At 42.7% G+C, this 25,166-nt stretch carries 23 protein-coding genes; 11 read left to right on the top strand and 12 right to left on the bottom strand.

The window, feature by feature from the left end:
• Nucleotides 1-27: 27 nt before the first annotated feature.
• Together FTT71_RS06955 and dapA are read right to left on the bottom strand one after the other, a co-directional pair.
• Entirely contained in the window at nucleotides 28-627 is a 600-nt protein-coding gene (locus FTT71_RS06955; RefSeq protein WP_026438344.1) for a hypothetical protein, read from the bottom strand.
• Nucleotides 628-641: 14 nt separating this feature from the next.
• On the bottom strand, nucleotides 642-1,541 hold the full coding sequence (gene dapA, locus FTT71_RS06950) for a 4-hydroxy-tetrahydrodipicolinate synthase (RefSeq protein WP_131261232.1): 900 nt from the start codon (nucleotides 1,539-1,541) through the stop codon (nucleotides 642-644).
• 971 nt (nucleotides 1,542-2,512) lie between these two features.
• Between dapA and mhpT the strand changes: the two genes are divergently transcribed.
• The 4 genes from mhpT to ppk1 all read left to right on the top strand — a co-directional run bounded on the left by mhpT (nucleotide 2,513) and on the right by ppk1 (nucleotide 7,307).
• Nucleotides 2,513-3,739: a 3-(3-hydroxy-phenyl)propionate transporter MhpT gene (gene mhpT / locus FTT71_RS06945; protein ID WP_131261231.1), complete on the top strand. Its 1,227-nt coding sequence runs from the start codon at nucleotides 2,513-2,515 to the stop codon at nucleotides 3,737-3,739.
• 196 nt (nucleotides 3,740-3,935) lie between these two features.
• Nucleotides 3,936-4,337 carry a hypothetical protein gene (locus tag FTT71_RS06940; protein WP_131261230.1) on the top strand — a complete coding sequence of 134 codons (402 nt, stop codon included), beginning with the start codon at nucleotides 3,936-3,938 and terminating at the stop codon, nucleotides 4,335-4,337.
• Nucleotides 4,338-4,384: 47 nt separating this feature from the next.
• Nucleotides 4,385-5,011 carry a bifunctional nicotinamidase/pyrazinamidase gene (gene pncA, locus FTT71_RS06935; protein WP_104852749.1) on the top strand — a complete coding sequence of 209 codons (627 nt, stop codon included), beginning with the start codon at nucleotides 4,385-4,387 and terminating at the stop codon, nucleotides 5,009-5,011.
• Nucleotides 5,012-5,243: 232 nt separating this feature from the next.
• On the top strand, nucleotides 5,244-7,307 hold the full coding sequence (ppk1, locus tag FTT71_RS06930; protein ID WP_131261229.1) for a polyphosphate kinase 1: 2,064 nt from the start codon (nucleotides 5,244-5,246) through the stop codon (nucleotides 7,305-7,307).
• 106 nt (nucleotides 7,308-7,413) lie between these two features.
• On the opposite strand, the gene FTT71_RS06925 is transcribed toward ppk1, so the two are convergent.
• Nucleotides 7,414-8,673, bottom strand: a complete 1,260-nt coding sequence (locus FTT71_RS06925; protein ID WP_004974135.1) for a hypothetical protein — start codon at nucleotides 8,671-8,673, stop codon at nucleotides 7,414-7,416.
• A gap of 78 nt (nucleotides 8,674-8,751) precedes the next feature.
• Here FTT71_RS06925 and serB point away from each other — a divergent pair, with 78 nt between their 5' ends.
• The 3 genes from serB (at nucleotide 8,752) to FTT71_RS06910 (ending at nucleotide 11,398) form a co-directional block, all read left to right on the top strand.
• On the top strand, nucleotides 8,752-9,972 hold the full coding sequence (serB, locus tag FTT71_RS06920) for a phosphoserine phosphatase SerB (RefSeq protein ID WP_004974136.1): 1,221 nt from the start codon (nucleotides 8,752-8,754) through the stop codon (nucleotides 9,970-9,972).
• A gap of 401 nt (nucleotides 9,973-10,373) precedes the next feature.
• The gene (aciT, locus tag FTT71_RS06915; protein WP_004974137.1) at nucleotides 10,374-10,709 is read left to right on the top strand and encodes a ciprofloxacin tolerance protein AciT; all 336 of its coding nucleotides are present in this window, start codon (nucleotides 10,374-10,376) and stop codon (nucleotides 10,707-10,709) included.
• A 209-nt stretch (nucleotides 10,710-10,918) separates the two neighbouring features.
• Nucleotides 10,919-11,398: a hypothetical protein gene (locus tag FTT71_RS06910; RefSeq protein ID WP_004974140.1), complete on the top strand. Its 480-nt coding sequence runs from the start codon at nucleotides 10,919-10,921 to the stop codon at nucleotides 11,396-11,398.
• A gap of 62 nt (nucleotides 11,399-11,460) precedes the next feature.
• On the opposite strand, the gene dtd is transcribed toward FTT71_RS06910, so the two are convergent.
• Entirely contained in the window at nucleotides 11,461-11,901 is a 441-nt protein-coding gene (dtd, locus tag FTT71_RS06905; RefSeq protein WP_004974142.1) for a D-aminoacyl-tRNA deacylase, read from the bottom strand.
• Between the two features lie 234 nt (nucleotides 11,902-12,135).
• Here dtd and pncB point away from each other — a divergent pair, with 234 nt between their 5' ends.
• The 3 genes from pncB (at nucleotide 12,136) to asd (ending at nucleotide 15,204) form a co-directional block, all read left to right on the top strand.
• Nucleotides 12,136-13,341 carry a nicotinate phosphoribosyltransferase gene (gene pncB / locus FTT71_RS06900; RefSeq protein WP_131261228.1) on the top strand — a complete coding sequence of 402 codons (1,206 nt, stop codon included), beginning with the start codon at nucleotides 12,136-12,138 and terminating at the stop codon, nucleotides 13,339-13,341.
• Nucleotides 13,342-13,504: 163 nt separating this feature from the next.
• The gene (locus FTT71_RS06895) at nucleotides 13,505-14,347 is read left to right on the top strand and encodes a sulfurtransferase (RefSeq protein WP_167846417.1); all 843 of its coding nucleotides are present in this window, start codon (nucleotides 13,505-13,507) and stop codon (nucleotides 14,345-14,347) included.
• The gene (gene asd / locus FTT71_RS06890) at nucleotides 14,344-15,204 is read left to right on the top strand and encodes an archaetidylserine decarboxylase (RefSeq protein WP_096901498.1); all 861 of its coding nucleotides are present in this window, start codon (nucleotides 14,344-14,346) and stop codon (nucleotides 15,202-15,204) included. The genes FTT71_RS06895 and asd overlap by 4 nt, the downstream gene beginning before the upstream one ends.
• Nucleotides 15,205-15,300: 96 nt before the next feature.
• Here the strand turns inward: asd and phoR are convergent, their stop codons facing one another.
• From phoR to FTT71_RS06875, 3 genes are all read right to left on the bottom strand, one after another.
• Complete coding sequence (phoR, locus tag FTT71_RS06885) at nucleotides 15,301-16,659, bottom strand: phosphate regulon sensor histidine kinase PhoR (RefSeq protein ID WP_179997048.1); 1,359 nt, start codon at nucleotides 16,657-16,659, stop codon at nucleotides 15,301-15,303.
• A 9-nt stretch (nucleotides 16,660-16,668) separates the two neighbouring features.
• Nucleotides 16,669-17,379: a phosphate regulon transcriptional regulator PhoB gene (gene phoB / locus FTT71_RS06880; RefSeq protein ID WP_004974162.1), complete on the bottom strand. Its 711-nt coding sequence runs from the start codon at nucleotides 17,377-17,379 to the stop codon at nucleotides 16,669-16,671.
• 495 nt (nucleotides 17,380-17,874) lie between these two features.
• Nucleotides 17,875-18,594, bottom strand: coding sequence for a TetR/AcrR family transcriptional regulator (locus tag FTT71_RS06875; RefSeq protein ID WP_179988766.1), 720 nt, complete (start codon nucleotides 18,592-18,594; stop codon nucleotides 17,875-17,877).
• A gap of 211 nt (nucleotides 18,595-18,805) precedes the next feature.
• Between FTT71_RS06875 and FTT71_RS06870 the strand changes: the two genes are divergently transcribed.
• Entirely contained in the window at nucleotides 18,806-19,645 is an 840-nt protein-coding gene (locus tag FTT71_RS06870) for an SDR family oxidoreductase (RefSeq protein WP_179990229.1), read from the top strand.
• A gap of 26 nt (nucleotides 19,646-19,671) precedes the next feature.
• Here the strand turns inward: FTT71_RS06870 and FTT71_RS06865 are convergent, their stop codons facing one another.
• The 5 genes from FTT71_RS06865 to FTT71_RS06845 form a co-directional block, all read right to left on the bottom strand.
• Nucleotides 19,672-21,039, bottom strand: a complete 1,368-nt coding sequence (locus tag FTT71_RS06865) for an MATE family efflux transporter (protein ID WP_179997050.1) — start codon at nucleotides 21,037-21,039, stop codon at nucleotides 19,672-19,674.
• A 114-nt stretch (nucleotides 21,040-21,153) separates the two neighbouring features.
• On the bottom strand, nucleotides 21,154-22,308 hold the full coding sequence (locus FTT71_RS06860) for a methionine aminotransferase (RefSeq protein ID WP_180050741.1): 1,155 nt from the start codon (nucleotides 22,306-22,308) through the stop codon (nucleotides 21,154-21,156).
• Nucleotides 22,309-22,466: 158 nt separating this feature from the next.
• Nucleotides 22,467-23,795, bottom strand: coding sequence for a DUF445 domain-containing protein (locus FTT71_RS06855; RefSeq protein ID WP_180080033.1), 1,329 nt, complete (start codon nucleotides 23,793-23,795; stop codon nucleotides 22,467-22,469).
• 18 nt (nucleotides 23,796-23,813) lie between these two features.
• Nucleotides 23,814-24,389 carry a hypothetical protein gene (locus FTT71_RS06850; RefSeq protein WP_180080035.1) on the bottom strand — a complete coding sequence of 192 codons (576 nt, stop codon included), beginning with the start codon at nucleotides 24,387-24,389 and terminating at the stop codon, nucleotides 23,814-23,816.
• Nucleotides 24,390-24,434: 45 nt separating this feature from the next.
• Nucleotides 24,435-24,974, bottom strand: a complete 540-nt coding sequence (locus FTT71_RS06845) for a DUF924 family protein (protein ID WP_096901505.1) — start codon at nucleotides 24,972-24,974, stop codon at nucleotides 24,435-24,437.
• Nucleotides 24,975-25,166: the final 192 nt, after the last annotated feature.

The following is a 25,166-nucleotide window of genomic DNA, read 5'->3' as shown; positions in this document are numbered from 1 at the left end:
TTTTTCAAAAAAAAATGCCTAGTACGGCTAGGCTGGCCAATTTTGGTAAATCTGGGCCAACAGATCTGCAGCTTTTTCTTGATCTGCAAAGCTGTTATCGGCATTGAATACAGCTAGGTTGTTGCTCGAACCGACAGAGGTCAATCTTAAGACATAAATCTGTTGATCGACCTTAATGGTTGCCTCGTAACGGTTCTTACTTTGACCAACAATGCTGTAATTCAGACTGCTGAGGGTGGCAAGTGTGTATTGCCAAATTGTAGCAGAATTTCCATCAATTTTGAGCAACGGATTTTGGTTTCCGTCAACTACGGGTTGAGGACGTCCAATTTGCGTACTGTCTTGAACTGTGTTGCTGCTGGCTTGCATGGCTTCAGGACGTGGCATCGCAAAACGGTTGCCACGTGCATTTTCAAGCTTAGGTGCATTTGCCGTTGCTAAAGGGTCAACGCTTGGTGCAGGATACAACGGTGTTGCAGGTCGAACCACAGAACCTTCTGGATATTGAAGTGGTGCTAAAGTAGCGGCGTCTTTATAGTCCAATGAACCATTATTGATGGCAAGAGAACTACAACCAGCCAAACTCAATACTGAAAGTGCGGCGATAAAACCAAAACGTAATTGCATCATACTAAGCTCTTTTATTGAATGACACCCGCAGCCTGAAGGGCTTCGCGTAACGGTGCACGATATTGTTCTGCAAGCGGAGTTAATGGCAGGCGAATTCCTGTACCAATTAATCCCATTTCATGAAGTGCCCATTTCACAGGAATTGGGTTCGATTCACAAAATAGAATATTGTGTAAATTTGCAATCGCACTGTTTTGTTGCTCTGCACCTGCAGCATCACCTGCGATTGCAGCCGCGCAAACTTGGCTCATGGCTTTTGGTGCAACATTGGCGGTTACAGAAATATTGCCTTTTGCACCGTGCAGCATCAATTGATATGCCGTAGCGTCATCGCCTGAATACACCACCATGTTTTTGCCTGTTAAGCCAGCCAATAATTGCTGACCACGTGGCACATCGCCCGTTGCATCTTTTACGCCCACAATATTTGGGATGTCTGCAAGACGGATGACCGTTTCATTTGACATATCTACACCAGTACGACCCGGTACATTATATAAAATGATAGGTAAATCAACTGCTTCTGCAATTGCTTTATAGTGCTGGTATAAACCTTCCTGAGTTGGCTTATTATAATAAGGCGTTACCAATAAGGCCGCATCTGCACCCAATTGTTGTGCTTCTTTGGTCAGTTCGATGGCTTCATGCGTTGAGTTTGCACCAGTACCAGCAATGACAGGAATACGCTTATTTGCGACGCGAATAATTTCTGCGATCACTTTGGTGTGCTCTTCCATACTTAAGGTCGATGCTTCACCAGTTGTACCTACAGCAACAATACTGTTGGTACCTTGTTCTATGTGCCACTCAACGAGCTTCTCGAGACCTTTCCAATCTACGCTGCCATCTTCTAACATTGGGGTGACAATTGCGACAATTGAGCCTTGAATGGTCTGTGCTTGCTGAGTCATTTTTTAAAAAGATCCTATTTTTCCATCCACAGAGGTGTAGAAAAGGTAGATGTGGATGGTTGCAGTATTTTGATTTGGGTCAAAATTCAATCAAATTGATTAAATAATGCTTAGCCAAATTATGACTGATTCAGTGTGTCAGAACAATATGCTTTCGTCAAAGCAATCATAAACTTTGTTTAATTTAGTATTTTAGGATCAGCAGCTTGTTGTTCAAAATAAAAAAATAATAACCATCTCCTTTGTACCCAAATTTTCATTGGTATGGCGCAACCCTCATCAGCACTTTTTTAGCCTCAAGTTTGAAATACAACGCTGAATATAGGGTCTGTTGACATTTCATAAATGGCTTGCGCTGTAGGCTAAAACTGAGCAGATCAGGCATGAAACGCAGGGAATAGCGAGACTATTGCCAAGTTTCATAACGCAATCTGAGAAAGTTTTAGCCACAGCCTTTCAGGGCGAGCATATTTTTTGCTGCTATTGCGTTATGTGCCAGTCATTTAGAATGACTAAATTTCCTGTCTCATGCTTTATATCAGCTAAAAAATCTTGCGAGATATATCTCTCACGTCGCAAACATAGATGAATTGTCAACAGACCCTAGGTATTTATATAAAAAAACGCTCAATTCAGACCTTATAGCTCTTATATCTGACTGTTTTAATCGGGATATTTTGATTTTTGATTCTTAAGAATAATAGCTTTTAAGTCTACCTATGTTGTCGCTGACTTCTTAAATGGTGAGAAATCTTGCGCTGAATTTACTGCTTTAAGCGGGAAAATAGCGTGTAATTTGCCAGATTTATTGTTTTTTTCGCTATGTTTTTTTCTACATGCTTCGCAACACGTTTGCGCTGATCTGAAAAAATTCACTTTGGTCTAACACTTATTGATAGCTATTGCTGCAGTTTAAAACTGCGCAAGATGCAGGCTTTCACATGGCTATCTAATTCTAGTAGAGGGACCCAATGGATAGATCAACACAACATAGCGATCAGCGGCATGCGGTTATTACCGTCGCGATCTGCTTTTTAATTGCAGTGATTGAAGGTCTGGATATTCAGGCAGCAGGTATTGCTGCGGCAGGTATCCGTGAGCATTTTGGTTTAGACAGCTCGCAGCTTGGGGTATTTTTTAGTGCGGGTATTTTAGGTTTATTGCCAGGTGCTTTGGTTGGCGGACGTTTTGCAGACCGTATTGGTCGTAAAAAAGTATTAATCTGGTCTACAGCAGTCTTTGCTTTATTTACCTTATGTACGGTGTGGGTGAATAGCTTTGAAAGCCTATTGGCGGTGCGCTTCTTGGCAGGTGCGGGTTTAGGGGCAGCCATGCCAATTTTAATTACTTTGGCATCTGAAGCTGTTTCGCCACAAAACCGTGGTCGTGCTGTGGGCTTGATGTATTGTGGTATGCCTGTGGGTGCAGCCATTTTATCTTTAATTGCCAGTACAGATTTTGGCTCAAACTGGAAAAACATTTTCTATTTGGGTGGTTTGCTGCCATTTATTGTCATTCCATTGATGATGTGGTTATTGCCAGAATCACGTGAATTCTTAAAAGCACAAGCGGCAGGTAAAGATGTCACAGCACAAAATGCTGCGCCAAAAGCATCTTTTAAAGATTTGTTTAATTCACAAAACTTATTGCGTACCTTATTTATTTGGGTGAGTTACTTCTTTACCTTGATGGTGGTTTACATCATGTTGAGCTGGTTACCATCTTTATTTATGGAATTAGGTTTCTCGCGTAAAGAAGGCAGTACTGCACAGTTCTATTTCATGGTGAGTGCGACAGTCGGTACTGTAATTTTGGGTATGCTGACCGACCGTTGGAAAAAAGCCTACGTGATTTTATTGATGTATGGTGGTATTTTGGCAGGTTTATTTGCTCTAAATGCAGCGGGTTCACTCATGCAAATGTATATGGCTTCAGCTTTGGTCGGTGCTTTTGTGATTGGCTGTCAGGGCGTGTTATATGCTTTTGGTAGTATTGTCTACCCAACCGAAGTACGTGGTACTGGGGTCGGTGTTGCCTCTGCTGTTGGTCGTGTAGGCGCAATGCTTGGCCCTGCTATTGCAGGTCAGTTGTTGGCAGCAGGCTTTGGTGCGGCTGGGGTTATTTCAGCAGCCATTCCATGTATTATTATTTCAGCCATTTTCATGTTGTTATTGGTACGTCGTATTCAAACTGTTTAAAAGGATGAGAACAGTTGAAAGACCAAATAGCCTGCACCTGCAGGCTATTTTTTTGTATGTTGATCGCTGATTTTTGAGAGAAAATGCTCGAATGAAGTGTGACAAGTACTGTCGCAAAGCTGCCTGTTCTACTGGGTGGCAATGACGCAAGCAGGGTATAATAAGTCCTAAAAAACAGTAAATATAAGAGTATCATTTGAAGCAGAAAAAATTGATTGCAGAATTTCAGTTGGATCAACAGCAGTTTTCGCTGTATCTGATTGAATATGAATTTATTTTAGAACTGAAACGCCATTTTCGAGCAACACGGACTTCTCCAAAACAAAACGCGTGGCTGGCATTTGCCGATCAAGCTACTTATGAAGATGTCAACGCAGGTATTGATGCCTTTCAGGTGATGCGTTTAACCCGACAGCATTTGGTCAATTATTTAACTCGGCATCCATTGCCTTATTTTTATTTTCATGCCGCGACTGCACGCAAAGCCAAAATCTATCCACGTTTTGTACGGCAATTATTGTTACAGCTACCGAACTATCAACATTGTGCCGAAAACGATTCTTTTTATTTTTATCAAAGCGATACAACTCAGACTTAAATTTCAGCTATGCTGAGGGTAGCGTTTAAGATGGGAAAGGAAACAGCATGCAGCAGCTGAATAATGCCTTGATTGTGGTTGATGTGCAAAATGGTTTTTGTCCAGGAGGTAATTTGGCGGTTGCAAATGCCGATCAAATTATTCCCTGCATTAATGCGTTGGGACGTGTGTTTCAGAACATTGTGATCACCCAAGACTGGCATCCTGCAACGCATGTGTCCTTTGCTGCCAACCATGCAGGCAAACAGGACTATGAGCAGATTCAGCTCAGTTATGGCGAGCAAGTGTTGTGGCCTGTGCATTGTGTGCAAGGCACAGCTGATGCTGAATTACACCCAGATCTAGATTTGCCTACAGCACAATTGATTATACGCAAAGGTTTTCACGAGCAAATAGACAGTTATTCTGCCTTTATGGAAGCAGACCGCAAAACCACCACAGGCTTGGCGGCCTATTTAAAAGCCCGTGAAATTGATACGGTTTATATTGTGGGCATTGCCACCGACTTTTGTGTGGCGTGGACGGCAATAGATGCCTGTGAGTTGGGTTTTAGCACCTATGTGATTGAAGATGCCACCAAAGCGATTGATTTAAATGGCTCTTTAGAACAAGCATGGCAACAGATGTTGGCACAAGGAGTACAGCGAGTACAAAGTCAGCACTTACTTGGCTAAAACTAGATAACGAACTGGCCGCGAAAGGGAAGGGCGAAATCTTCCTTTTTTCTATAAAAATAGATTAAATGTAAAATAAAATAAATAAAAATCAATTTTTTACATATACTCAATTTTGACGAAATGTTCTGCGATTGATTGTGGGTGTAACATGATTGTCATAATCTCTACCTACCATGCCTTGCACAGAGGCGAAATAAGCAGACTGTCTTAAAAACAGCATAGAGAAGATATGGAACACTTTCAGCATTCATCTGATACTTATTTTAATCGTGAACTCTCTTTAATTGAGTTTAACCGTCGGGTCTTGGCGCAAGCTTTAGACCCAGAGTTACCTATTTTAGAGCGACTCAATTTTTTAATTATTTTTTCACGTAATTTAGATGAGTTTTTTGAAATTCGCGTTGCAGGTTTAATGAAGCAACTCGATTTGAATGCCATTACCCGTACCCCAGATGCCATTCCGACTGAACAGGTCTTGGTAGAACTGTCTGATAAAGTGCATCAGGCGGTGAAGCAGCAATACGACACTTTAAATTATGCCATTTTGCCGCAGCTGCAAAGTTTAGGGATTCACTTTATTCAATACCATGACATTGTGGATAAACATAAAGCGTGGATTGCCGATTATTTTGCCCGTCAGGTACAGCCTGTTTTAACGCCAATTAGCCTAGACCCATCGCATCCATTTCCGCGTTTGGTCAATAAAAGTCTGAACTTTATTGTCAGTTTACAAGGCAAAGATGCTTTTGGACGTGAAATTGAAATGGCGATTGTGCCTGCGCCACGCTCTTTGCCACGTTTAATCAATTTGCCAAAAGAAGTGGCAGGTAGTGCGACTGAACATATTTTCTTGACTGCGATTATTCAGCAGCATATCAATGATCTGTTCCCAGGCATGAAAGCCACAGGTTGCTATGCGTTTCGAGTGACCCGCAATGCCGACCTGATTTTGGCCGAAGATGTCGATGATTTGGCAGTTGCCTTAAAAGATGAATTATCGTCACGTCGTTTTGGGCGTGCGGTACGTTTAGAAATTGAAGATGATTGCCCGCAAGATATTATTGATTATTTGCTCAGAGAGTTTGATTTAGATGAGCAGCAATTATATCGGATTAGCGGGCCGATTAACCTGTCGCGTCTGACCAGTAGTTTTGACCGACCTGAATTGAAATATCCACCTTTTGCACCTGTGATTCCAAAAATATTTCGGAAGCAAAAACCGATGTTTGAGATTCTGAAAAAGCAGGATGTGTTGCTACATCACCCATTTGACTCTTTTCAGCCGGTGATTAATTTACTCAAAGAAGCGGCGAAAGACCCAAATGTGTTGGCGATTAAGCAAACGCTGTATCGTAGTGGCCCAGATTCTGAAATTGTGCAGGTACTTGCAGAAGCCGCACGTAATGGCAAAGAAGTCACTGCCGTGATCGAGCTACGCGCACGTTTTGATGAAGAATCCAACATTATGGTCGCCAACGTCTTGCAAGAGGCAGGCGCAGTGGTGGTGTATGGCATTGTCGGCTATAAAACCCATGCCAAAATGATTTTGATTGTGCGTCGTGAGCAAGATCAGTTGGTGCGCTATGTACATTTGGGTACAGGCAACTATCATGCGGGCAATGCACGTATGTACACCGACTATGGTTTGATGACCACACATCCTGATATTTGTGAAGATGTGCATCGGGTGTTTCAGGAACTCACAGGCATGGGCAGATCGGCAAAATTAAAAAACTTGCTGCATGCACCATTTACCTTGCACAGTGAATTGCTCAAACTGATTGAACAAGAAATCGGGTTTGCACAAGCAGGCAAAGCTGCCCGAATTATCATTAAAGTCAATGCATTGACTGAGCCTGAGTTAATTACGGCTTTGTACCGTGCTTCGCAGGCAGGGGTACAGGTCGATTTAATTATCCGCTCGATTTGTTGTTTGATTCCAAAAGTGAAAGGTATGTCTGAGCGTATTCATGTCCGTTCGATTGTGGGACGCTTTTTGGAGCATACCCGCGTGTATTATTTTGAGCATGGTGGTGCAAAAAAATTGTACTGCGCCAGCGCAGACTGGATGGGGCGCAACTTATTTTCACGGGTGGAAACTTGCTTCCCTATTTTGGATGAGAAAATTAAACAGCGTATTGTAGAAGATGGCTTGCTGAGTTATTTGCATGACAATCAAAATGCGTGGGAGCTACAAGCCAATGGCGAATGGCAGAAAGCTGCTGTGGTGGGGCAGGCTGCTGTACACAATGCGCAAATGTATTTGGTCGAGCAGAAGCAGTTGAATGTGTAAATTGGGCTGCAGTAAATGGATGTGATCTAGCATCTGTGAGTATAAAAAACCTGAGTATGTGTGCATACTCAGGTTTTTATGCTTTTAAGGCATCTCATGGATTATTTTAAGAAGCTCTTGAATGTTTGCCTTTTAGAATTTCAGTTCGCAGGCTTTGCGCCAACTCAGCCGATTGGCTGTCCATGCCATTAACCATAAAGGCATGGCGCATCAGCACATTGGTCGGATTTGGCATACTCACTAATTCATAATGCGTAGACAGTTCATCTAGTAATTCATTCGGTAAATGCACTGCATTTTCACGAGCAGATAATTGATGCACCAAACGCTCTGCTGCCTGCACTGCAGATAACTGCATGGCTTCGACTGCGGTTGATAAACCACTGCGAGTTTGCAACACAAAACGCTTTTCTTCACGATAACGCTTATACAGCACTTCAGACAATAACTGGAACACCGTGCCAATCATGGCCATACAGGCTGCTGCATTTGGTGTATTGGCTGCAATACTGAGTGTTGCGCCATCTTCATGGAATGGTTGTACTGTTTGAATGTCGGAACGGTTTAACTTGTAGTGTTGTACGCACAGTTCAATGCTTTTGTTCAGGAAAATCTGACATAAGCTAAAATAAGGCACAGACACACTTTGCGTGACCGTGTCTAATAATTGTTTCGGGTCATAAAACTGAATATTCAGCGCAATGTTGTTTTGCTCTTGGCTTTGCTCAATGGCTTTGTTTGCTTTAGGCGACATCACAGGTTTAGGCTGTTGCTGTGCCTGCGCAAGTGCCAAAGCCGTTTGATGTTTTTCTTGTTCAAGGGCTTGCGTCAATAATTGTAATTCGTGTTTAAGGCGAGATTCATTATTAATGCGTGCTAAATATTCACTACGACTTGGACGGGCAATCGCGCGATAAGCCAACCATAACAAGCCATGAACCAATAATGATAAAAGTGTCGCTAACCATTGGGTACGCAGAATTTCACCAATACTTGGCTGAATTAAGGTAATTTCAATGCTGCCGACTTTCTTTTCATTGATGATTGCATCGCGGACAAAGACTTCACCTTCACGGGTACGTGACTGTCCACCTGTCGCCAAGACCTGATTTTGCGCATCTAAAATACGAATAGAAGCAATGCTTGGATTGGTGGCATAACGATTCACCAATAATGCCAGTGATACTGTATTGGCAGGTTCCAGCTCAGAAAGGCTGTCTGTGACCAGTTGGCTGGTCATTAACTGCCCCTGATTGGCGCGGTTTTCATTTAATTGGTGTGTTGTTGCAAGCACCAATAAAAAGGTGTGAAAAGCAAAACTTACAATCAATAGGCTAGCAAATAGCCCTTGTCTAGGCGCATTCAAGGTAAAACTTCCAAGGCATTTATATTCAATTTAGATTATGATTCTCACAATAGTTGTAGCTCAGACCCGAGTCAATTCATGCGAGAAATCATTCTTATATCATTTTTAGGACCTGACCAACCTAATCAGTTTACTCGATTAATGCAGGTATTGTCCGCTCATTCCTTACAAATCTTAGATGTTGGCCAAGCTGTTATTCATAATCAACTGACTTTAGGTATTGTTGTTGCATCAGAAGACCAGACTGCAACTGCTTTAGCCATGAAGGAGATTCTGATTTTAGCACATGATATTGGCTTAACTGTGCGTTTTAAACCAATCTCTGCAACTGAATATGAGCAATGGGTCAAAGAAGGCGGTCGTACCCGTTATATCGTGACTGCACTGGCACCAGAGCTGAATGCCTCACATTTACAGGCGGTCACGCATATTGTATCTAGCCAAGGTTTTAACATTGAAACTGTAACCCGTTTGTCGGGTCGCCCACAGCTTAATGTAGCCGAAGATGAACCTAAACGTGCTTGCATTCAGTTTGGATTAAGTGGACAAATGCTAGATGCAGTTGCCATGCGTGCTGCGTGTTTAAGCCTGTCGAATGAACTGAGTGTGGATGTCGCGGTACAAGAAGACAATGCCTACCGTCGTAACCGCCGTTTGGTGTGTTTTGACATGGACTCAACGCTCATTGAACAAGAAGTGATTGATGAGTTGGCGATTGAGGCAGGTGTGGGCGATCAGGTGGCGGACATTACCGAACGTGCCATGCAGGGTGAACTGGATTTTCAGCAAAGTTTCCGCGCGCGCGTAGCATTGCTCAAAGGTTTAGATGCTGCTGTGTTGCCTAAAATTGCCGAACGTCTGACCGTGACCGAAGGTGCTGAACGCCTGATTTCAACCCTGAAATCTTTGGGTTATCGCACCGCTATTTTGTCGGGCGGTTTCCAATATTTCGCAGAATATCTGCAGGAAAAATTGGGGATTGATGAAGTGCATGCCAACATTCTAGATGTGGAAAATGGCATGGTTACAGGCGAAGTAAAAGGTCACATTGTGGATGGTGCGCGTAAGGCATTATTGCTACGTGAACTGGCAGACAAAATGGGGATTTCTTTGGAACAAGCCATTGCGGTGGGTGATGGTGCGAACGACTTACCAATGCTTTCTATTGCAGGTTTAGGTGTGGCGTTCCGTGCTAAACCGTTGGTACGTCAAAACGCCAATCAAGCCATTTCAAGCGTGGGCTTAGATGGTGTGCTGTACTTATTGGGCGTGCATGACAAAGACTTGAACCGTGCCTAATATGACAATTCAATGAAAAAAACGCAGCAGTCATGCTGCGTTTTTTGTTTGTATAATCAGCAGATAACGATGAACGGTAAACAAAAACTGTCGATAAAAACCGCAACAGCATTGAATGAAAAAAATATTTTTTAAGGCAAAAAAATAAGGTGTTTTTTTGTAATGACACGCGAATAAAGAGCTAGCTTAGCTTCCCGAAAACTACAAAATTTAAAAAATGTAATGACAATATAATATTGCGACAAGGTGTGTCGCTTTATAAAAATACAAGTCTTTTTTTATCTAGAAAACGCAGCATAATGCAGACATAGAATTTAAATCGACATCCATTATTTATTTAAACGGTATTTGAAGTCGCAGACCAATTCAAAAAGAGGCTGCATCTTTAGACGGAGGTTTTTATGCTAACAGCGAATTTAGCGACCATTGTAGGCTTAAGCCTCGTCGCAGCTGCGTTGATTGCTGTTTTCTTTTCGCCTTATCGTCGCTGGTTAAACTTTATGTTGGCAGGTATGGTGTTTTGGGGTTTATTGGAAGTGGTGCGCTACAGTGTGCAAAGCGTATTTGAACTGCCAATTACCTACAGTTACTTGTCGGCAATTTTCTTGGCGATGACTTTGGTGACTTTATTATTATTACGAGAAGACCGTCGGGCAGAGCGTGCTTTGGCAAAACGTCGCTATATCGAACATACCCCAGTCTATGAAGACGATCAGCAGCAGTGCTCAAGCCGCTAAATCGTACAGACTAAATTCAAAAACTTTAAAAAGATGCAACTGGTTTGCATCTTTTTTGCTTTATCTGTACGGCAGTTTGCGCCATCCAAACAGCGACAAAATTTTAACACCCTCCTAAAGATTGTTATACAAAGCCTTGCAGCAAAAAGCGGGAGTTGTGATAGGATGAGTCTGTTCATTATCCAACAATTACAATAGGCTTCACTGTCATGAAACTTTCTGCAATTCCTGTGGTCAAACTTCCTTTGGTTGATGTCAGCACCGATCCACTTGACCTTCTCGTGGCAGGTTTGGCATTGCGTATGAAACAACTGGCACGTACCAGTCCAAAATTTATTGAGTTGGTGCATGAACGCCAGTTCCGTATTCAAATTGGCACAGACTTGGGTATGGCGCGTCAAATTATTGTCAACAATGGACATATTGACACTGTGGCAGGCGATGCAGAAAAAGCCGATTTTATTTTGCAGTTTGCAGACAGCGAGCAAGGCGTAAAAACCTTAATGAAAGGTGATCCAACTGCATTTATGACAGGCATGCAAAATGGCAGCATTAAAATGGAAGGTGATTTTGGCTTATTGGTGTGGTTTAACCAAGCAGCGAAATTGATTCCACCTAAACTACCAAAACCTGTAAAAGAAAAAATTAAAATGGCACGCCAGTTTATTAAACAAAAAACGGGTAAATAAGCTGCTCAGACCCAAACAAAAACCTCTGATCAATTTTTGACAGAGGTTTTTTTATATGTGATTTACTCGACTTCCAAACAAAAAGTCACAGGCCCGTCATTTACCAAATGCACTTTCATATCGGCAGAGAAAATACCTGTTTCCACCCTGTCAAACTGACTTTTGGCATAGTCCACCAATTGTTCATACAGCGCTTTGGCATCGTTTGGGGGCATCGCAGGGCCAAAATCAGGACGTAAACCTTTTTGAGTCTGTGCCATGAGGGTAAATTGTGAAACCAATAACACACTGCCATTGGCCTGACTGACATTCCAACCCATTTTGCCTTGTTCATCATCAAAAAAACGATATTTTAAAATTTTATCAATCAGCTTTTTGCCTTTCTCAAAATTATCGTCTTTGCCTAAGCCCAAAAATACCAAAATACCCTGTTGAATCTCGCCAGTGATTTCACCATCGACCACGACTTTGGCTTCAAGAACTCGTTGTAATAATGCGCGCATGGGGGACTAATTTTCTCAGTGTGGGGGATGGCTGCAGATTGTAGCAAACTTAGGCACTTTGGCGTGCATTAACATCAATCACGAAAGCATCAGAACGGTAGCTGCCCGCAGAGAGGTAAAATATCTTGGGAAGGCTACACTTCAGCAAAGTTGTAACAAGATTGTCGATAAAAGCCCTTTTTTGCTGAATAAAGTATGCTTTAATGCAAGAAGTACCGCGAAATGATGATCCCTATGACCCCCATTATTCAATCTCTGCTCGATACTGATTTATATAAATTCACCATGTTACAGGTGGTGCTGCATAAATTTCCGCAAACGCACAGTGTGTATCAATTCCGCTGCCGTAATCTTGAAGATACCGCGTATCCACTGAGCGATATTTTAGCTGAGTTGAATGCGCAGCTTGATCATTTGTGTCAGTTGAAATTTAAAGAAGATGAATTGCAGTATTTGCGTAATTTACGCTTTATTAAAAGTGACTTTGTCGATTATTTAGAATTATTTCAGCTCAAGCGTCGTTTTATTCACGCCAGTATTGATGCGCAAGGTCGTTTGGATATTCGGGTAGAAGGCCCGATGGTACAGGCCATGATGTTCGAGATTTTTGTCCTGGCAATTGTCAATGAACTGTATTTTCAGCGCATCCGTAATGATGAGGTTTGGGCAGAAGGTGAGCGCCGTTTACAGCAAAAAATTGCCCTGATTCAAAGTTACCAACAGCAGCAACTGCCTGAAGATCCACCATTTTTGGTTTCAGATTTTGGTACGCGCCGCCGTTATAGTTTTGCATGGCAAAAGCACGTGATTGCGGCTTTTCATCAAGCTGTACCTGAAGTGTTTCGTGGTACTAGTAATGTACTGTTGGCTAAAGAATTAGGCATTACCCCAATTGGGACAATGGCACATGAGTTTTTACAGGCATTTCAGGCGCTAGATGTACGTTTACGTGACTTCCAAAAAGCCGCACTAGAAACTTGGGTGCAAGAATATCGGGGTGATTTAGGCATTGCCTTGACTGATGTGGTCGGGATGGATGCTTTCCTGCGTGACTTTGATTTGTATTTTGCCAAGTTATTTGATGGCTTGCGACATGACAGTGGCGACCCGTATGTGTGGGGCGATAAAGCTTATGCACATTATAAAAAGCTAAAAATTGACAGTAAAACTAAAATGCTGACCTTCAGTGATGGCTTAAATGTCGAAAAAGCATGGGCCTTGCATCAGTATTTTAAAGACCGTTTTCAGGTTAGTTTTGGGATTGGTACCAACTTAACCAATGATATGGGGCAAACTGCGCTAAATATTGTGTTGAAATTGGTGGAATGTAATGGTCAGTCGGTGGCGAAATTGTCCGATAGTCCGGGTAAAACCATGACCGATAATGACACCTTCTTGGCATATTTACGCCAAGTTTTTGAAATACAAACGCCTGTTTAAAACCTGAGCACATTGAAAAAACCGAAGAAAATCTTCGGTTTTTTTCTAGATTAAAGCATGTGATTGTTAAAATTCTGCGAAAGTTATGAAAAAAACAGCATGCTATCAAAAATGACCTATACTAAGTTAAAGTTGATTGCCAAACAGACTGAACCGCATAAAAATGAGCACTTCTCCATTCAATTTTGGACTGCTGATTGAAGCAGAAGATTTAGTTCCCTTTTTAGGGCATGAAAAATTGCGCATTGTCGATTTGAGCCGCAATTCGGTGTACGAGCAATTGCATCTTCCGCATGCTTTACAGGTCAAACCGAGCATGTTGCTACGTCAGGATGAAGATACATCGGGTTTATTGCCTGAACCCGAGGCTTTACAAGACTTGATTCAGTATTTGAGTATTTCCCCTGAGCATCATGTGGTCGCCTATGACGATGAAGGTGGCGCATGGGCAGGGCGTCTGATTTGGAATTTACACTGTTTAGGCTTTGAAAATACCAGTTTACTAAATGGTGGGATTCACGCATGGTTGGCAGCAGGTTTTCCAACTACTTCTGAGGTTGAACCGCTAACACCCGTCAGCATGCTTGTTCCTGTTGCCGAGCAAAATCAGTATCGAATTCAATATGATGAGCTATTAGAAAAGTGCCAAAACCAGTCGGTGCAACTTTGGGATTGCCGCACCATAGATGAATATACAGGGCTGCGTTTGGCTGCACGACGCGGCGGTCACATTCCTGGGGCATTGCATTTTGAATGGAGTACTGCCCTTAATCGTGAAAATCATTTAAAATTGCATCCCTTAGAACGCACACGACAGCGTCTGGAACAACTCGGATTCAATTTAAACGAACCTGTAGTGGTGTATTGTCAGTCACATCACCGTTCAGGTTTGGCCTACATTTTAGGGCGTTTATTGGGTTGGAAAATTCAGGCCTATGATGGTGCGTGGAGTGAATGGGGCAACCGCCCTGACAGTCCTGTTATTACTGGAGAGTTGCCGTCTTGAGCCTCACATCACGTTTAAAAAAACAAATTTTCATTCAGGCACAACGCGTTGTGCCACAACATCAATTATCACGTGTTGTGGGTAAACTTGCAGCCAGTGAGCATCCTGTGCTCAAAAATGCGGTGATCACTGCATTCAAGGCGCAATACGGCATTGATATGTCTTTGGCAGAACAAAGCAATGCCTTGAAATATAAATCTTTTAATGAATTTTTTACCCGTTCTTTAAAGCAGGGTGTGCGGGAAATTGACAGCAATCCGAACAGCATTGTATCGCCTGCAGATGGGGCGATTTCACAGTTGGGTAAAATTGAAGATGGGGCAATTTTTCAGGCCAAAGGTCAGCAATTTACGGTTGAAAACTTAATTGCCGACCCGCAATTGGCTGAACCATTTAAAAATGGTCAGTTTGCAACCGTGTATTTATCTCCGCGTGATTATCACCGTGTACACATGCCTTTTGCAGGCACACTCACCGAAACTTTATATGTGCCAGGTGAGTTGTTTTCTGTCAATCAAACCACAGCCGAAAATATTCCGGGTTTATTTGCCCGCAATGAGCGCATGGTGTGTTTGTTTGATACCGAACTGGGGCGTATGGCAGTTGTTTTAGTGGGTGCCATGATTGTAGCGGGCATTGAAACCGTGGCGACAGGCAAGGTCAAACCATCGGGGCGTTTGGAGCTGAATCAGCACCAATTATTCCTTGAAAAAGGTGCAGAATTAGGACGTTTTTATTTGGGTTCAACCGCGATTGTTTTGTTTGAAGAAAATAAAATGCAGTGGGATGCTGAATTCAAAGCCAATTCTGTAGTGGAAATGGGGAAAGCCCTGGGACATATCGTTTCTGCTGAATAAAATATGTGAATAAAGAAATAAAAAACGCCAAAGTAATTTGGCGTTTTTTTGTTTTTTAAATCTGTAATTTATTGTCTATTTTAGCTCAACCAGCGCTTAAGTTTCGTAATACAAACGCTCTTTTGGGAACATGACTTTAAATATAGAGCCTTGATTTTCTTTAGATTCGACTTCTAAGTGTGCATTATGCTGCATCAAAACGTGCTTCACAATTGCTAAACCTAAACCAGTACCGCCTGTTTGTCGGCTACGTGCGCTGTCTACACGATAAAAGCGTTCGGTTAAGCGTGGTAAGTGTTTCGGATCAATCCCGATGCCTGTATCTTCCACAGTAAAATAACCTTGATTGCCATCATCATGCCAGCCAATGGTAATCGTCCCACCTTTCGGGGTATATTTAATCGCATTGGTGATCAGGTTGCTAAAGGCACTGGCCAATTCTACATCTGAACCAATCAGATCATAATGACTGTCAATATTTAAGTTGAGCGTATGTCCATAATCGACGTTATAGGCATGTGCATCGTCAAATAATTGATTCATTAAACTTGGCATTTCAATAATTTGATTTTTGGCGATGTTTTTTTCATTTTCCAGACGCGACAGCAGCAGCAGGTCATTTACCAAAGCGTTCATGCGTCTGGTTTGTGACTGCATTTGCTCAAAAGCACGTTTCCAACGCGGGTTAATATCTTCCTGATCGGTAAAGGTTTCGATATAACCACTCAGCACCGTTAGCGGAGTGCGTAATTCGTGTGAAATATTATCGACAAAGTCTTTACGCATTTGTTCTAGGTTATGCATACGCGTCATGTCGTAAGCAAATAACAAACGGCTATCGCCACCAAACTGAGTCATTTTGACTTGCACATATTGCCCTTCATGCACGCTAGATTTCATTTTTAAACCGTCAGGTGCTTGATCAATATGATTAAAATATTCAATAAAACTAGGTTGGCGCAAAATAGTGAGGATGTTGCGTCCACGGTCTAAAGGCTGAATACCCAATAGCTTTTCAGCAGCAGGGTTCCACCATTCAATTTGATGATTTTCATCAATCAGCATCACGGCTTCATCCAACGCCACCAATGAAGACTGGGCGCGATCAATCAACCCGACCATTTCGGCCTGAACGATACGTTCCTGACGTTGTGAGCGATAAACATTGAACAGTAATGCACCCCAAATACCATGCAGATTTGGCGGCACATCATAAGGACGATTGGAAATCCAATCATTAACTAAATAGAGGGAGCGCATTTGCTGAAGAAAAAACAGCAAAAAGGCGAGGCTAATACAAATCCAAAAATACCCAATCCCAAAACCAATCAAGCTTGCAATAATTAGGAAAAAGGCCAATAAACGAAAATCTTGTTTGGCAAAAGTCCATAAACTGCTGTAACGAACTTGTTTGAGGTCACGGGCGAGTTCAGGGACTGGGTAAGGTTCGTACATAAAATAATTTTAGCCTAAAGCAACATCCGCACGTGTCGAGAAGCGATAGCCTGTACCACGTACCGTTTGTACAAAACGGTCTACGCCATACGGTTCTAAAACTTTACGTAAACGACGAATATGCACATCAATAGTTCGGTCTTCAATATATACATTGCCGCCCCAGACTTGGTCAAGCAATTGCGCTCGGGTGTAAGCGCGCTCTGGGTGCGTCATAAAGAACGCCAATAGACGATATTCGGTTGGGCCCATTTCTAAAATATTGTCACCAAAACTGACACGCTGGCTGACTGGGTCCAAAATTAAACCGTTGGCATCAATAGTTTTTTCACCGCTTAAGGCATTGGCACGACGTAAGACCGCTTTAATACGTGACACCAGTTCACGGGTCGAGAACGGCTTAGTCATGTAGTCGTCCGCGCCAGCATCTAAACCTTGAACTTTGTGATCTTCTTCGCCACGTGCAGTGAGCATAATCACAGGAATTTCAGCAAGGTTGTCATCGCGTTTTAGGCGACGGCACAAGTCTACACCGCTGACACCGCCTGGCATCATCCAATCAAGCAAGATAAGCGCTGGACGTTGATCGACAATCATCTGATGAGCTTGTTTTGCATCTTCTGCTTGTAAGCACTGAAAGCCTGCCATATCTAAAGAGGTATGGATCATCTCCCGAATTGGAAGTTCGTCATCGACGATTAAAATGTAGTCATCTTTCACAACGCAATATCCTATAGATGTTAACGGTGGACCGTTTTATTTATGACAGGCTTATTACAAAGATTAATTATGACAGTATCATTGCAGAAAGGGTTGAATGGGCTATTTTTGCAATAATTTGTGACAAAATAGTGTCGATTTGATGAAAAAACTGAATAGATTCAGTCAAAGTAAATATTGTCTGCTGACACTTCGTCTATGTTTGCGACGTGAGAGATATATCTCGCAAGATTTTTTAGCTGATATAAGGCATGAGGCAGGAAATTTAGTTATTCTAAGTGACTGACTCATAACGCAATAGCGGCAAAAAAATATGCTCGTTCCGAAGGACTGTAGCTAAAACTTTCTCAGATTGCGTTATGAAACTTGGCAATAGACCCACTATTCCCTGCGTTTCATGCCTGATCTGCTCAGTTTTAGCCTACAGCGCAAGCCATTTATGAAATGTCAGCAGACCCCTCTGAATTTGAAAAATATTATGAATATTTTTCGATTTTATGACAATGTCGAAGAATCTTTCACAAAAGCTTGCTCTTTTTCCGAAAAGGTCTGTAATAACGATAAAAATACAATACGGCAAGAAGACAAGACATCTTCCATGGATTGTTTGAAATCGCTCATCACCCAGCGAATCGCAATTTGGGTGACATAACCATTTAAGCCTGTCGCTACCAGTGAAATTTCTCGGTTGGGGCGGTCTAAATGCGGCATCATCAGCATGACAAAGGCCTGAATCATGCGGTCAAAACGCGACATAGTTTCGTGAATGGTGGCTTGGTTATGTAGTTCTTGCACCAGCATGGCATCAATATAAATAATACGTGCCATTTGCGGGTTATTTTTTAGCGTGGTCAGTAAAGCAGTCAGTCCTGCATCAATCATTTTTTTCGGGTCGGTGGATGCTTGCATAATGGCTTGCATGACATTTTGCTGCAATTCATCAATCAGTTTTAAAAAAATAGTCTGAAATAGTTCTTCGCTTTTTTTAAAGGATTCGTAAAAGTAACGCTCGGTCAGTTTGGCTTCGGTACAAATATCTTTGACAGTCACGGCAAAAAAACCATGCGTACCATAGGCCTGAATACCCGCTTCAATCAGTTTTTCCCGACGTGCCTGTTTGCGTTCAGTTAAAGACAGACCTTTAAACTGACGTTCTTTTTGTTGTTTCTGGGGCTGTTGTTGTGTATCTGCGTGGATGGGCAGTTGTTCTGTCATCTTCACTTGAGCCAAATAAATTCGTTAATGGGTTTTATATTAGCAATAATTATCTGTTAAACCTATGTTTTCATATTTGTTTGCGATATTCGTTTTGACTTATATTGACAATAGTTATTGTCAAAATTATATTGAAAGCGATATAACTGCACAGCCCTACAGAAAAACAAGCAGGTCTGAACTGTGCAGGCAACATACTCAAGGAAACCACATGAAAAATTTTAAAAATAAAGTTGCCGCAATTACAGGTGCAGGCTCGGGGATTGGACAGCAACTGGCAGTGCTTTTGGCACAGCAAGGCTGTCATTTATCGCTTAGTGATGTGAATGAACAAGGTTTGGCCCAAACTGTAGACTTGTTAAAAGACAGCAATGTGCGTGTGACCATTAAAAAGGTGGATGTATCTCAACTGGAGCAAATGCGTGCTTGGGCGGCAGAAACTGTGCGAGACCACGGCTCGGTCAATATGATTTTTAATAATGCAGGCGTGGCTTTGGGTTCTACTGTAGAGGGTGCAACTTACGAAGAGCTGGAGTGGATTGTGGGGATTAACTTTTGGGGCGTGGTATATGGCACCAAAGAATTTTTGCCTTTAATCAAACAAACGGGAGATGGTCATATCATTAACATTTCCAGTTTATTTGGTTTAACTGCACAGCCAACGCAGTCGGCTTATAACGCAACCAAATTTGCGGTGCGCGGTTTTACCGAGTCTTTGCGTCAGGAATTGGATTTGGAAAATTGTGGTGTGAGTGCGTTGAGCGTGCATCCAGGCGGGATTCGTACCAATATTGCCAACAATGCTAAAATGAACGACAGCATGCGCACTTTGGGCATGAATCCTGAAAAATCGGCACGTGCTTTTAATAAATTATTGCGTTGCCCGCCTGAAGAAGCGGCGCGCCAAATTTTAGAAGCGGTACAAAAAGACAAGCGCCGTTTATTGATTGGTAATGATGCCAAAACTTTGGATTTAATCCAGCGTATTGTTCCAACGGGTTATCAGAAAGTTACCGCATGGGCGACTAAGTTGGGCAAGAAACGCGGTTAATCTAACTTACAAATATAACAGACCATTCAGACCAAAACCTGAATGGTTTTTTTCTTCCAGACAAATTGATAATACGCACCTTGACCGATGCACAGACTCACAAATGCCAAGGCATAGGCATACCAAATTCCTTGCAAACCCCACCACTGACTGAAGAAATAAGCACACGGTACTTCAATTAAAACAATCGCTAAAATATTGATGATCATTGGAACATTGACCGTGCCACTGGCGCGCATAATGGAGGCAAAAATTGCACTGGCACCAAAAAATAAAATGGCCCATAACACAATAAATAAGAGCTGCTGACCCAGTACCACCACCGCAGGATCGGTAATAAACAACGCCATCAGATATTTAGAAAATAAATAACCCAAGGTGACTAAAATACCTGTAATCAGCAAATTCATGCCTAAGGCTGTACGGGTCACTTTAGCCAGTAATTCGGCTTTGCCTGCACCAATGGCTTGTGCAGCAAAAATTGAAGCGGCAATTGCAATAGATAGCGCAGGAAATTGAATATAGTTCAACACCTGATTAACTGCGCCATAGGCGGCAGTGGCCTCAGCACCATGCCGATTAACCAAACCAACAATCACCAAACCCGCCATAGAGGTGGTGACCATTTGTAAGCCTGTAGGAATGCCTAAGCGTAAAATCACCTTGCTTAGATTGGGTTGATGCCGAATTTGACGTAGCAGATGCTTATCCATTTTTAGGGGATGGTTCTTTTTATTCAGGTAAATCACCAAAAAAATTAAAACAGCCAGATAGCCCAGAATGGTGGCAATTGCAGGGGCAATAATGCCCAAGCGAGGAAAGCCAAAATAACCTGCAATCAGGATGGGGGTAATCACCAATCCCATTAAACTAGTCAAACTCAGGGCAATGAGTGGCGTAAGGCTATCGCCCACTCCACGTAAAATAGAGGTATAAATAATATAAACAAACAGCAGTGGGCTGCCTGCCAACATCCATTGCACATACGGCAGGGATAGATGCATCACTTTAGGGTCTGTGCCTAATAATATTAAAATTTGTTCGGCAAAAATCACCCCCAAACAGGCAATGAAACTGCCGCCAATTAGGGTCATAAATAAAGTCGAACCGACAATACAACGCACTTTTTCGACATTTTGTGCGCCCCACGCTTGCCCGACCAACACGGTCGATCCTGCCGAAAGCCCAATCACAAAGGCCATCAGGCAAAAAATAATGGGAAAAAATACCGACACCGCAGCAATGGCTTCCACACCGAGCATTTGCCCGACAAAAATCGTGTTAATGGTGCCCGAAAGATTTTGCAAAATATTGGTGGCAATCAGTGGCAATAGAAACACCAAAAAGGTTTTCCAAAGCTGAGAGTGATCGACCAGTGCCTGAGGTCTTGCCATGCCAAATCCTGCGCTTCAATATGCGGTTGTTTGAAATTTCACCCTAGCATGATTTGGTCATAAAAAGCCTTAGCTTTTCAGTAACTCAGTGACATTTCAGTGGAGCTTCATCGCTTAAATTGCCGATAAAATTTCACCTGCACGCAACAGGGTTTCGGTTTTTTTAGCAAAGCAGAAACGGATTAAACGTAAATCATCGGGTGGGGTTTGATAAAATGCAGACACAGGAATACCGACAATGCCGTGCTGCTCGGCTAGAAAATGGCACATATCGACAGCATTTAAGCCGGGACGGATATTGCTGTAATCTAAATTTTGAAAATAAGTGCCTTGTGCAGGGCTGAATTGAAAGCGTGAATTGGCAATGCCTTGATTAAACAAATCACGTTTGTCCTGATAAAACTTTGCCAGTTCTGCAATATGTTCAGGGTGCTGCTGCATATAATTTGCCAAAGCCACTTGCACAGCGCTAACTCCGCAGAAATTAATAAATTGATAGGCTTGGCGAAAGAGCTGCATTAAGGCAGGTGCAGCCGCACAGTAGCCTGTTTTCCAGCCTGTGACATGAAAAGTTTTACCAAAGGAACCCACGACAAAACTGCGTTCCCTAAGCTCAGGAAAAGACAGTGCAGAGCGGTGTTGATGCGCATCAAAGACCAAATGTTCATAGACTTCATCGGACAGCACCACAATATTATGTTCCTGAATAACATCAATTAAATGCTGCCAATCTTGCGCTGACCATACTGTGCCTGTGGGGTTATGTGGTGTGTTGATGATGATCATGCGGGTTTTGGCATGAATCGCATCTTTGACCATATTCCAGTCCACCTGAAAATGTGGAGCCTGCAGCGGAATATGAACGGCTTTTGCACCCAACAATTTTACACAGGGTGCATAACTGTCATAACTTGGATCAAAAATAATGACTTCATCGCCTGCCTGCAGCACGGTTTGCATGATGCTAAAAATAGCCAGTGTTGCCCCTGGGGTGATGGTAATTTCACTGATCGGGTCAAGCATTAGCTGATCACGCTGTAAAAATTGCTGTGCCAGTTGTTCGCGTAGTGGCAAGTAACCATCGCCCAAAGGATATTGATTGAAGCCTGCGTGTGTGGCTTGGCTTAAAGCATCCAGTAATGCTGCAGGTGGGGGAAAGTCGGGAAAACCCTGCGATAAATTTAAGGCATTCAGTTGTTGTGCCAAGTTAGACATGGTACTAAAAATACTCAGACCTTGAGCAGGCAGTTTCGCGTGAATATCGAGCATAGTGGGGTTCTGGTTGTGGCAGCAGCTTGTTTTACATCGTAGCGTTTTCAGGGGGGAATGCAAATGGGGTAAAGGGTGATGATGTGGCTTGAATAGATCGTTCGAGGCGTTATTTTTGATTGAACACCTCAAGATCGACTTATCAAAAAAATTTCATCTCAAATCAACTCCACCAATGCCCGAATAACCCCCAATCCTAGACCAATAAATGCACCTACGACCACACCATTGACTCGAATCATGTGTAAATCACCACCCACTTCGTTTTCAATTTTGCCAATCATTTCGCGTGAGTCCCATTCATGAATACGCTCACTAATAAAACGAATCACTTTTTCACTATATTGATCAGACAAATTCACCGCAATCGTACTCATTTTTTCATTCAGTAACTGACGTACTGCGGTATTGGCAATAATATTTTCACCGACTTGCTGAATTGCAACACGCAGGTTTTGCGCAATTCCTGAATCAGGTTTTTGTAAATCTTCCTTAATCGCATTGCAGAGAATGACCACGGCACCACTGATAAAACTCAAGACTTGTGGGCTGTCTAACAGGGCATTTTTAGTGTCATTTAGGCGCAGACTGGCACTGCTGTTGTTATCTGCCAGTTGTAACATGAGTTGCTGCCCAGCCTCTTCAATTTTTTGTCGCCAAGGATGTTCAGGGTCTGCCAGCATGGATTCGACCCGTTGCAGTAAAGAATCTATAGTGCGTTGCTGCACATCAATTCCAATCCAGCTCGCACCTTTGGCCAGTTTCCACACGCCAAGTTCTTTAAATAATTGACGGGTCAATTCACGGCTTTTTTCAGGATGTTTCAGCATCCAGTCATGGGCAAGGTCTAAACCGCGTTGCAGCACATCCTGATGAAAGTCATTTTCCAAAACCGCACGCAGCATTTCACTGGCCAAGTGGTTGACCTGAGTATTGCGAACCCATTGCACACTGTTGCTTTGAATAAAGCGCCCAATTTGTTCTTGCCCGACAAATTCAAAAATTTTCGGTACAGTTTGCTGAATGACTTGGGTCACTTGCGCATTATTTTGTGGATTCGCCAACCATTTGCCCACGGATAAAGATAAGTCAGTGCTGTGCAGGCTTTTTTGTACCACTTGGGGCGATAAAAAGTTTTCCTGTACGAAACGCCCCATCGACTCGGCAATACGGTCTTTGTTGCGTGGAATAATTTCGGTGTGATCACGTAAGAATTTAGGAATTGGCATTTTGCCAAAAGGATTGCGAAACAGCACCGTAATCGCATACCAGTCTGCCAGACCACCGACCACGCCTGCTTCGGCAGACAGCATTAGTATGTGAATCAACCACGTATATTCAGGCAGTAATTTTGCGGTCAGCATTAATGCCAGCCATGCCAGCACGGCAATCACTAAAGCAATGGTGGCAAAGCGTTTACTGCGTTGCAGGCTCGGAGAGCTATGCTGCGAGCTGCTCGCTAAAGTGTGGTCAGACGCTGTATTCATGCAGGCATCCTTATCTCATTAGGGCGCGGCAGGGGCAGAGGTTGGTGGGGGTAATGGTTGTCCTGTGGGACTTAAACCATATTTTGCCCCCAGTGATTGTAAAATTAGGCTCGCATCAAAGGCATCTTCAGGTGCAGATTTTTGATCTTTAAAACACTGAATGGTGTAAGACACTTGAGTCGGATCGAGGGTCACCACTTGCGGCATATCATAGAATGGGTCAGGCCAGAATGGTGCGCGACGATGATAATATCCATACGGCGAATAGCTATACGGATAGTAACTTGGTGCAGGGTAAACCACGGCTTGTCTAGGTGGTTTCTGGCTACGGTTACTCGGATCATCTAAAACTTTAAAAAAGCGAAAACCGTGTTGCAGCGTGGTTTGTGCTGCTCTCACCAAAGTAATTTCTTCTGCAGTGCCAAAACTCATGTTATGACCCGCTAAAAAACTAATCCGATAGGTTTGCGCATTCAGTGGTGTGGTGCTGTATTGCCCCAACTGCTCAAAGCTGAGCGGTTTAGAGGATGTCGTGGCACAGCCTGTAAACAGCAAACTGCTGGCAAGGGCAAGACCGAGTAGGGAATATTTCATGTGAAAGCTCCTGTACACATCAACCAGCCAAGACAAGCTCGCCAGTTAGAAACTGCTATTGGGTTGGGTTAAAAACTCAAGTTCTTCTGCACTCGAAGGACGTCCCAACACCTGATTCCGATGTGGATAACGTCCAAAACGGTCAATAATCACTTTATGTTTCAGTTCATAGCCCAACACGGTGGGGTCATTCAAACTTTCAAACAACGTTAATGCGACTTCGTGAATACGTTTGGATTCACTGTGCATAAACGGCATATATAGAAAACGACGTTCGGTTGGGTTTAAGTCCTGATCCAATTTTAAGTGAATCATTTCTTGTGCCAACACCAAGGCCATTCCATCTTGGGCAAAGGCACGCGGGTCATTACGGTATAAATTACGTGATAATTGATCTAAAACAATGATTTCAGCCAAACGACCTGCGGGTGTTTCGCGCCATGTCCATAGTTCTCCTTGTGCCGCTTGTTGCAGTACATCGGTAAATTTTTCTGCAAGCACGGCATCAAATTCTGCGCTTTTGACAAACCAGTTCGGTTCTGCAGCAGGAGAAAACCAAAAATCTAAAAAATCTTGATAATTCATACGCTTTATTATTTACCTCTGTTCTTTTGATTATAAAATCACAAATTTAGCATGTCTTATAGTGCAACTTTGTGATAAAAAATTGCCAAATTAAAATTTATTGACGTTGACCACTTTATAAAATGTCAGCATGCCCCAAAATCATCATTTTGTTAGAAAAAACAGCCCAAGCGCATGTGCTGATGCCAAATC

Origin of the sequence: Acinetobacter sp. YH01004, assembly GCF_013420455.1 — a bacterium.
Classification (GTDB): domain Bacteria; phylum Pseudomonadota; class Gammaproteobacteria; order Pseudomonadales; family Moraxellaceae; genus Acinetobacter; species Acinetobacter towneri.
Note: the sequence above shows the minus strand (reverse complement) of the source record. Positions and strands in the feature narration are given on the sequence as shown.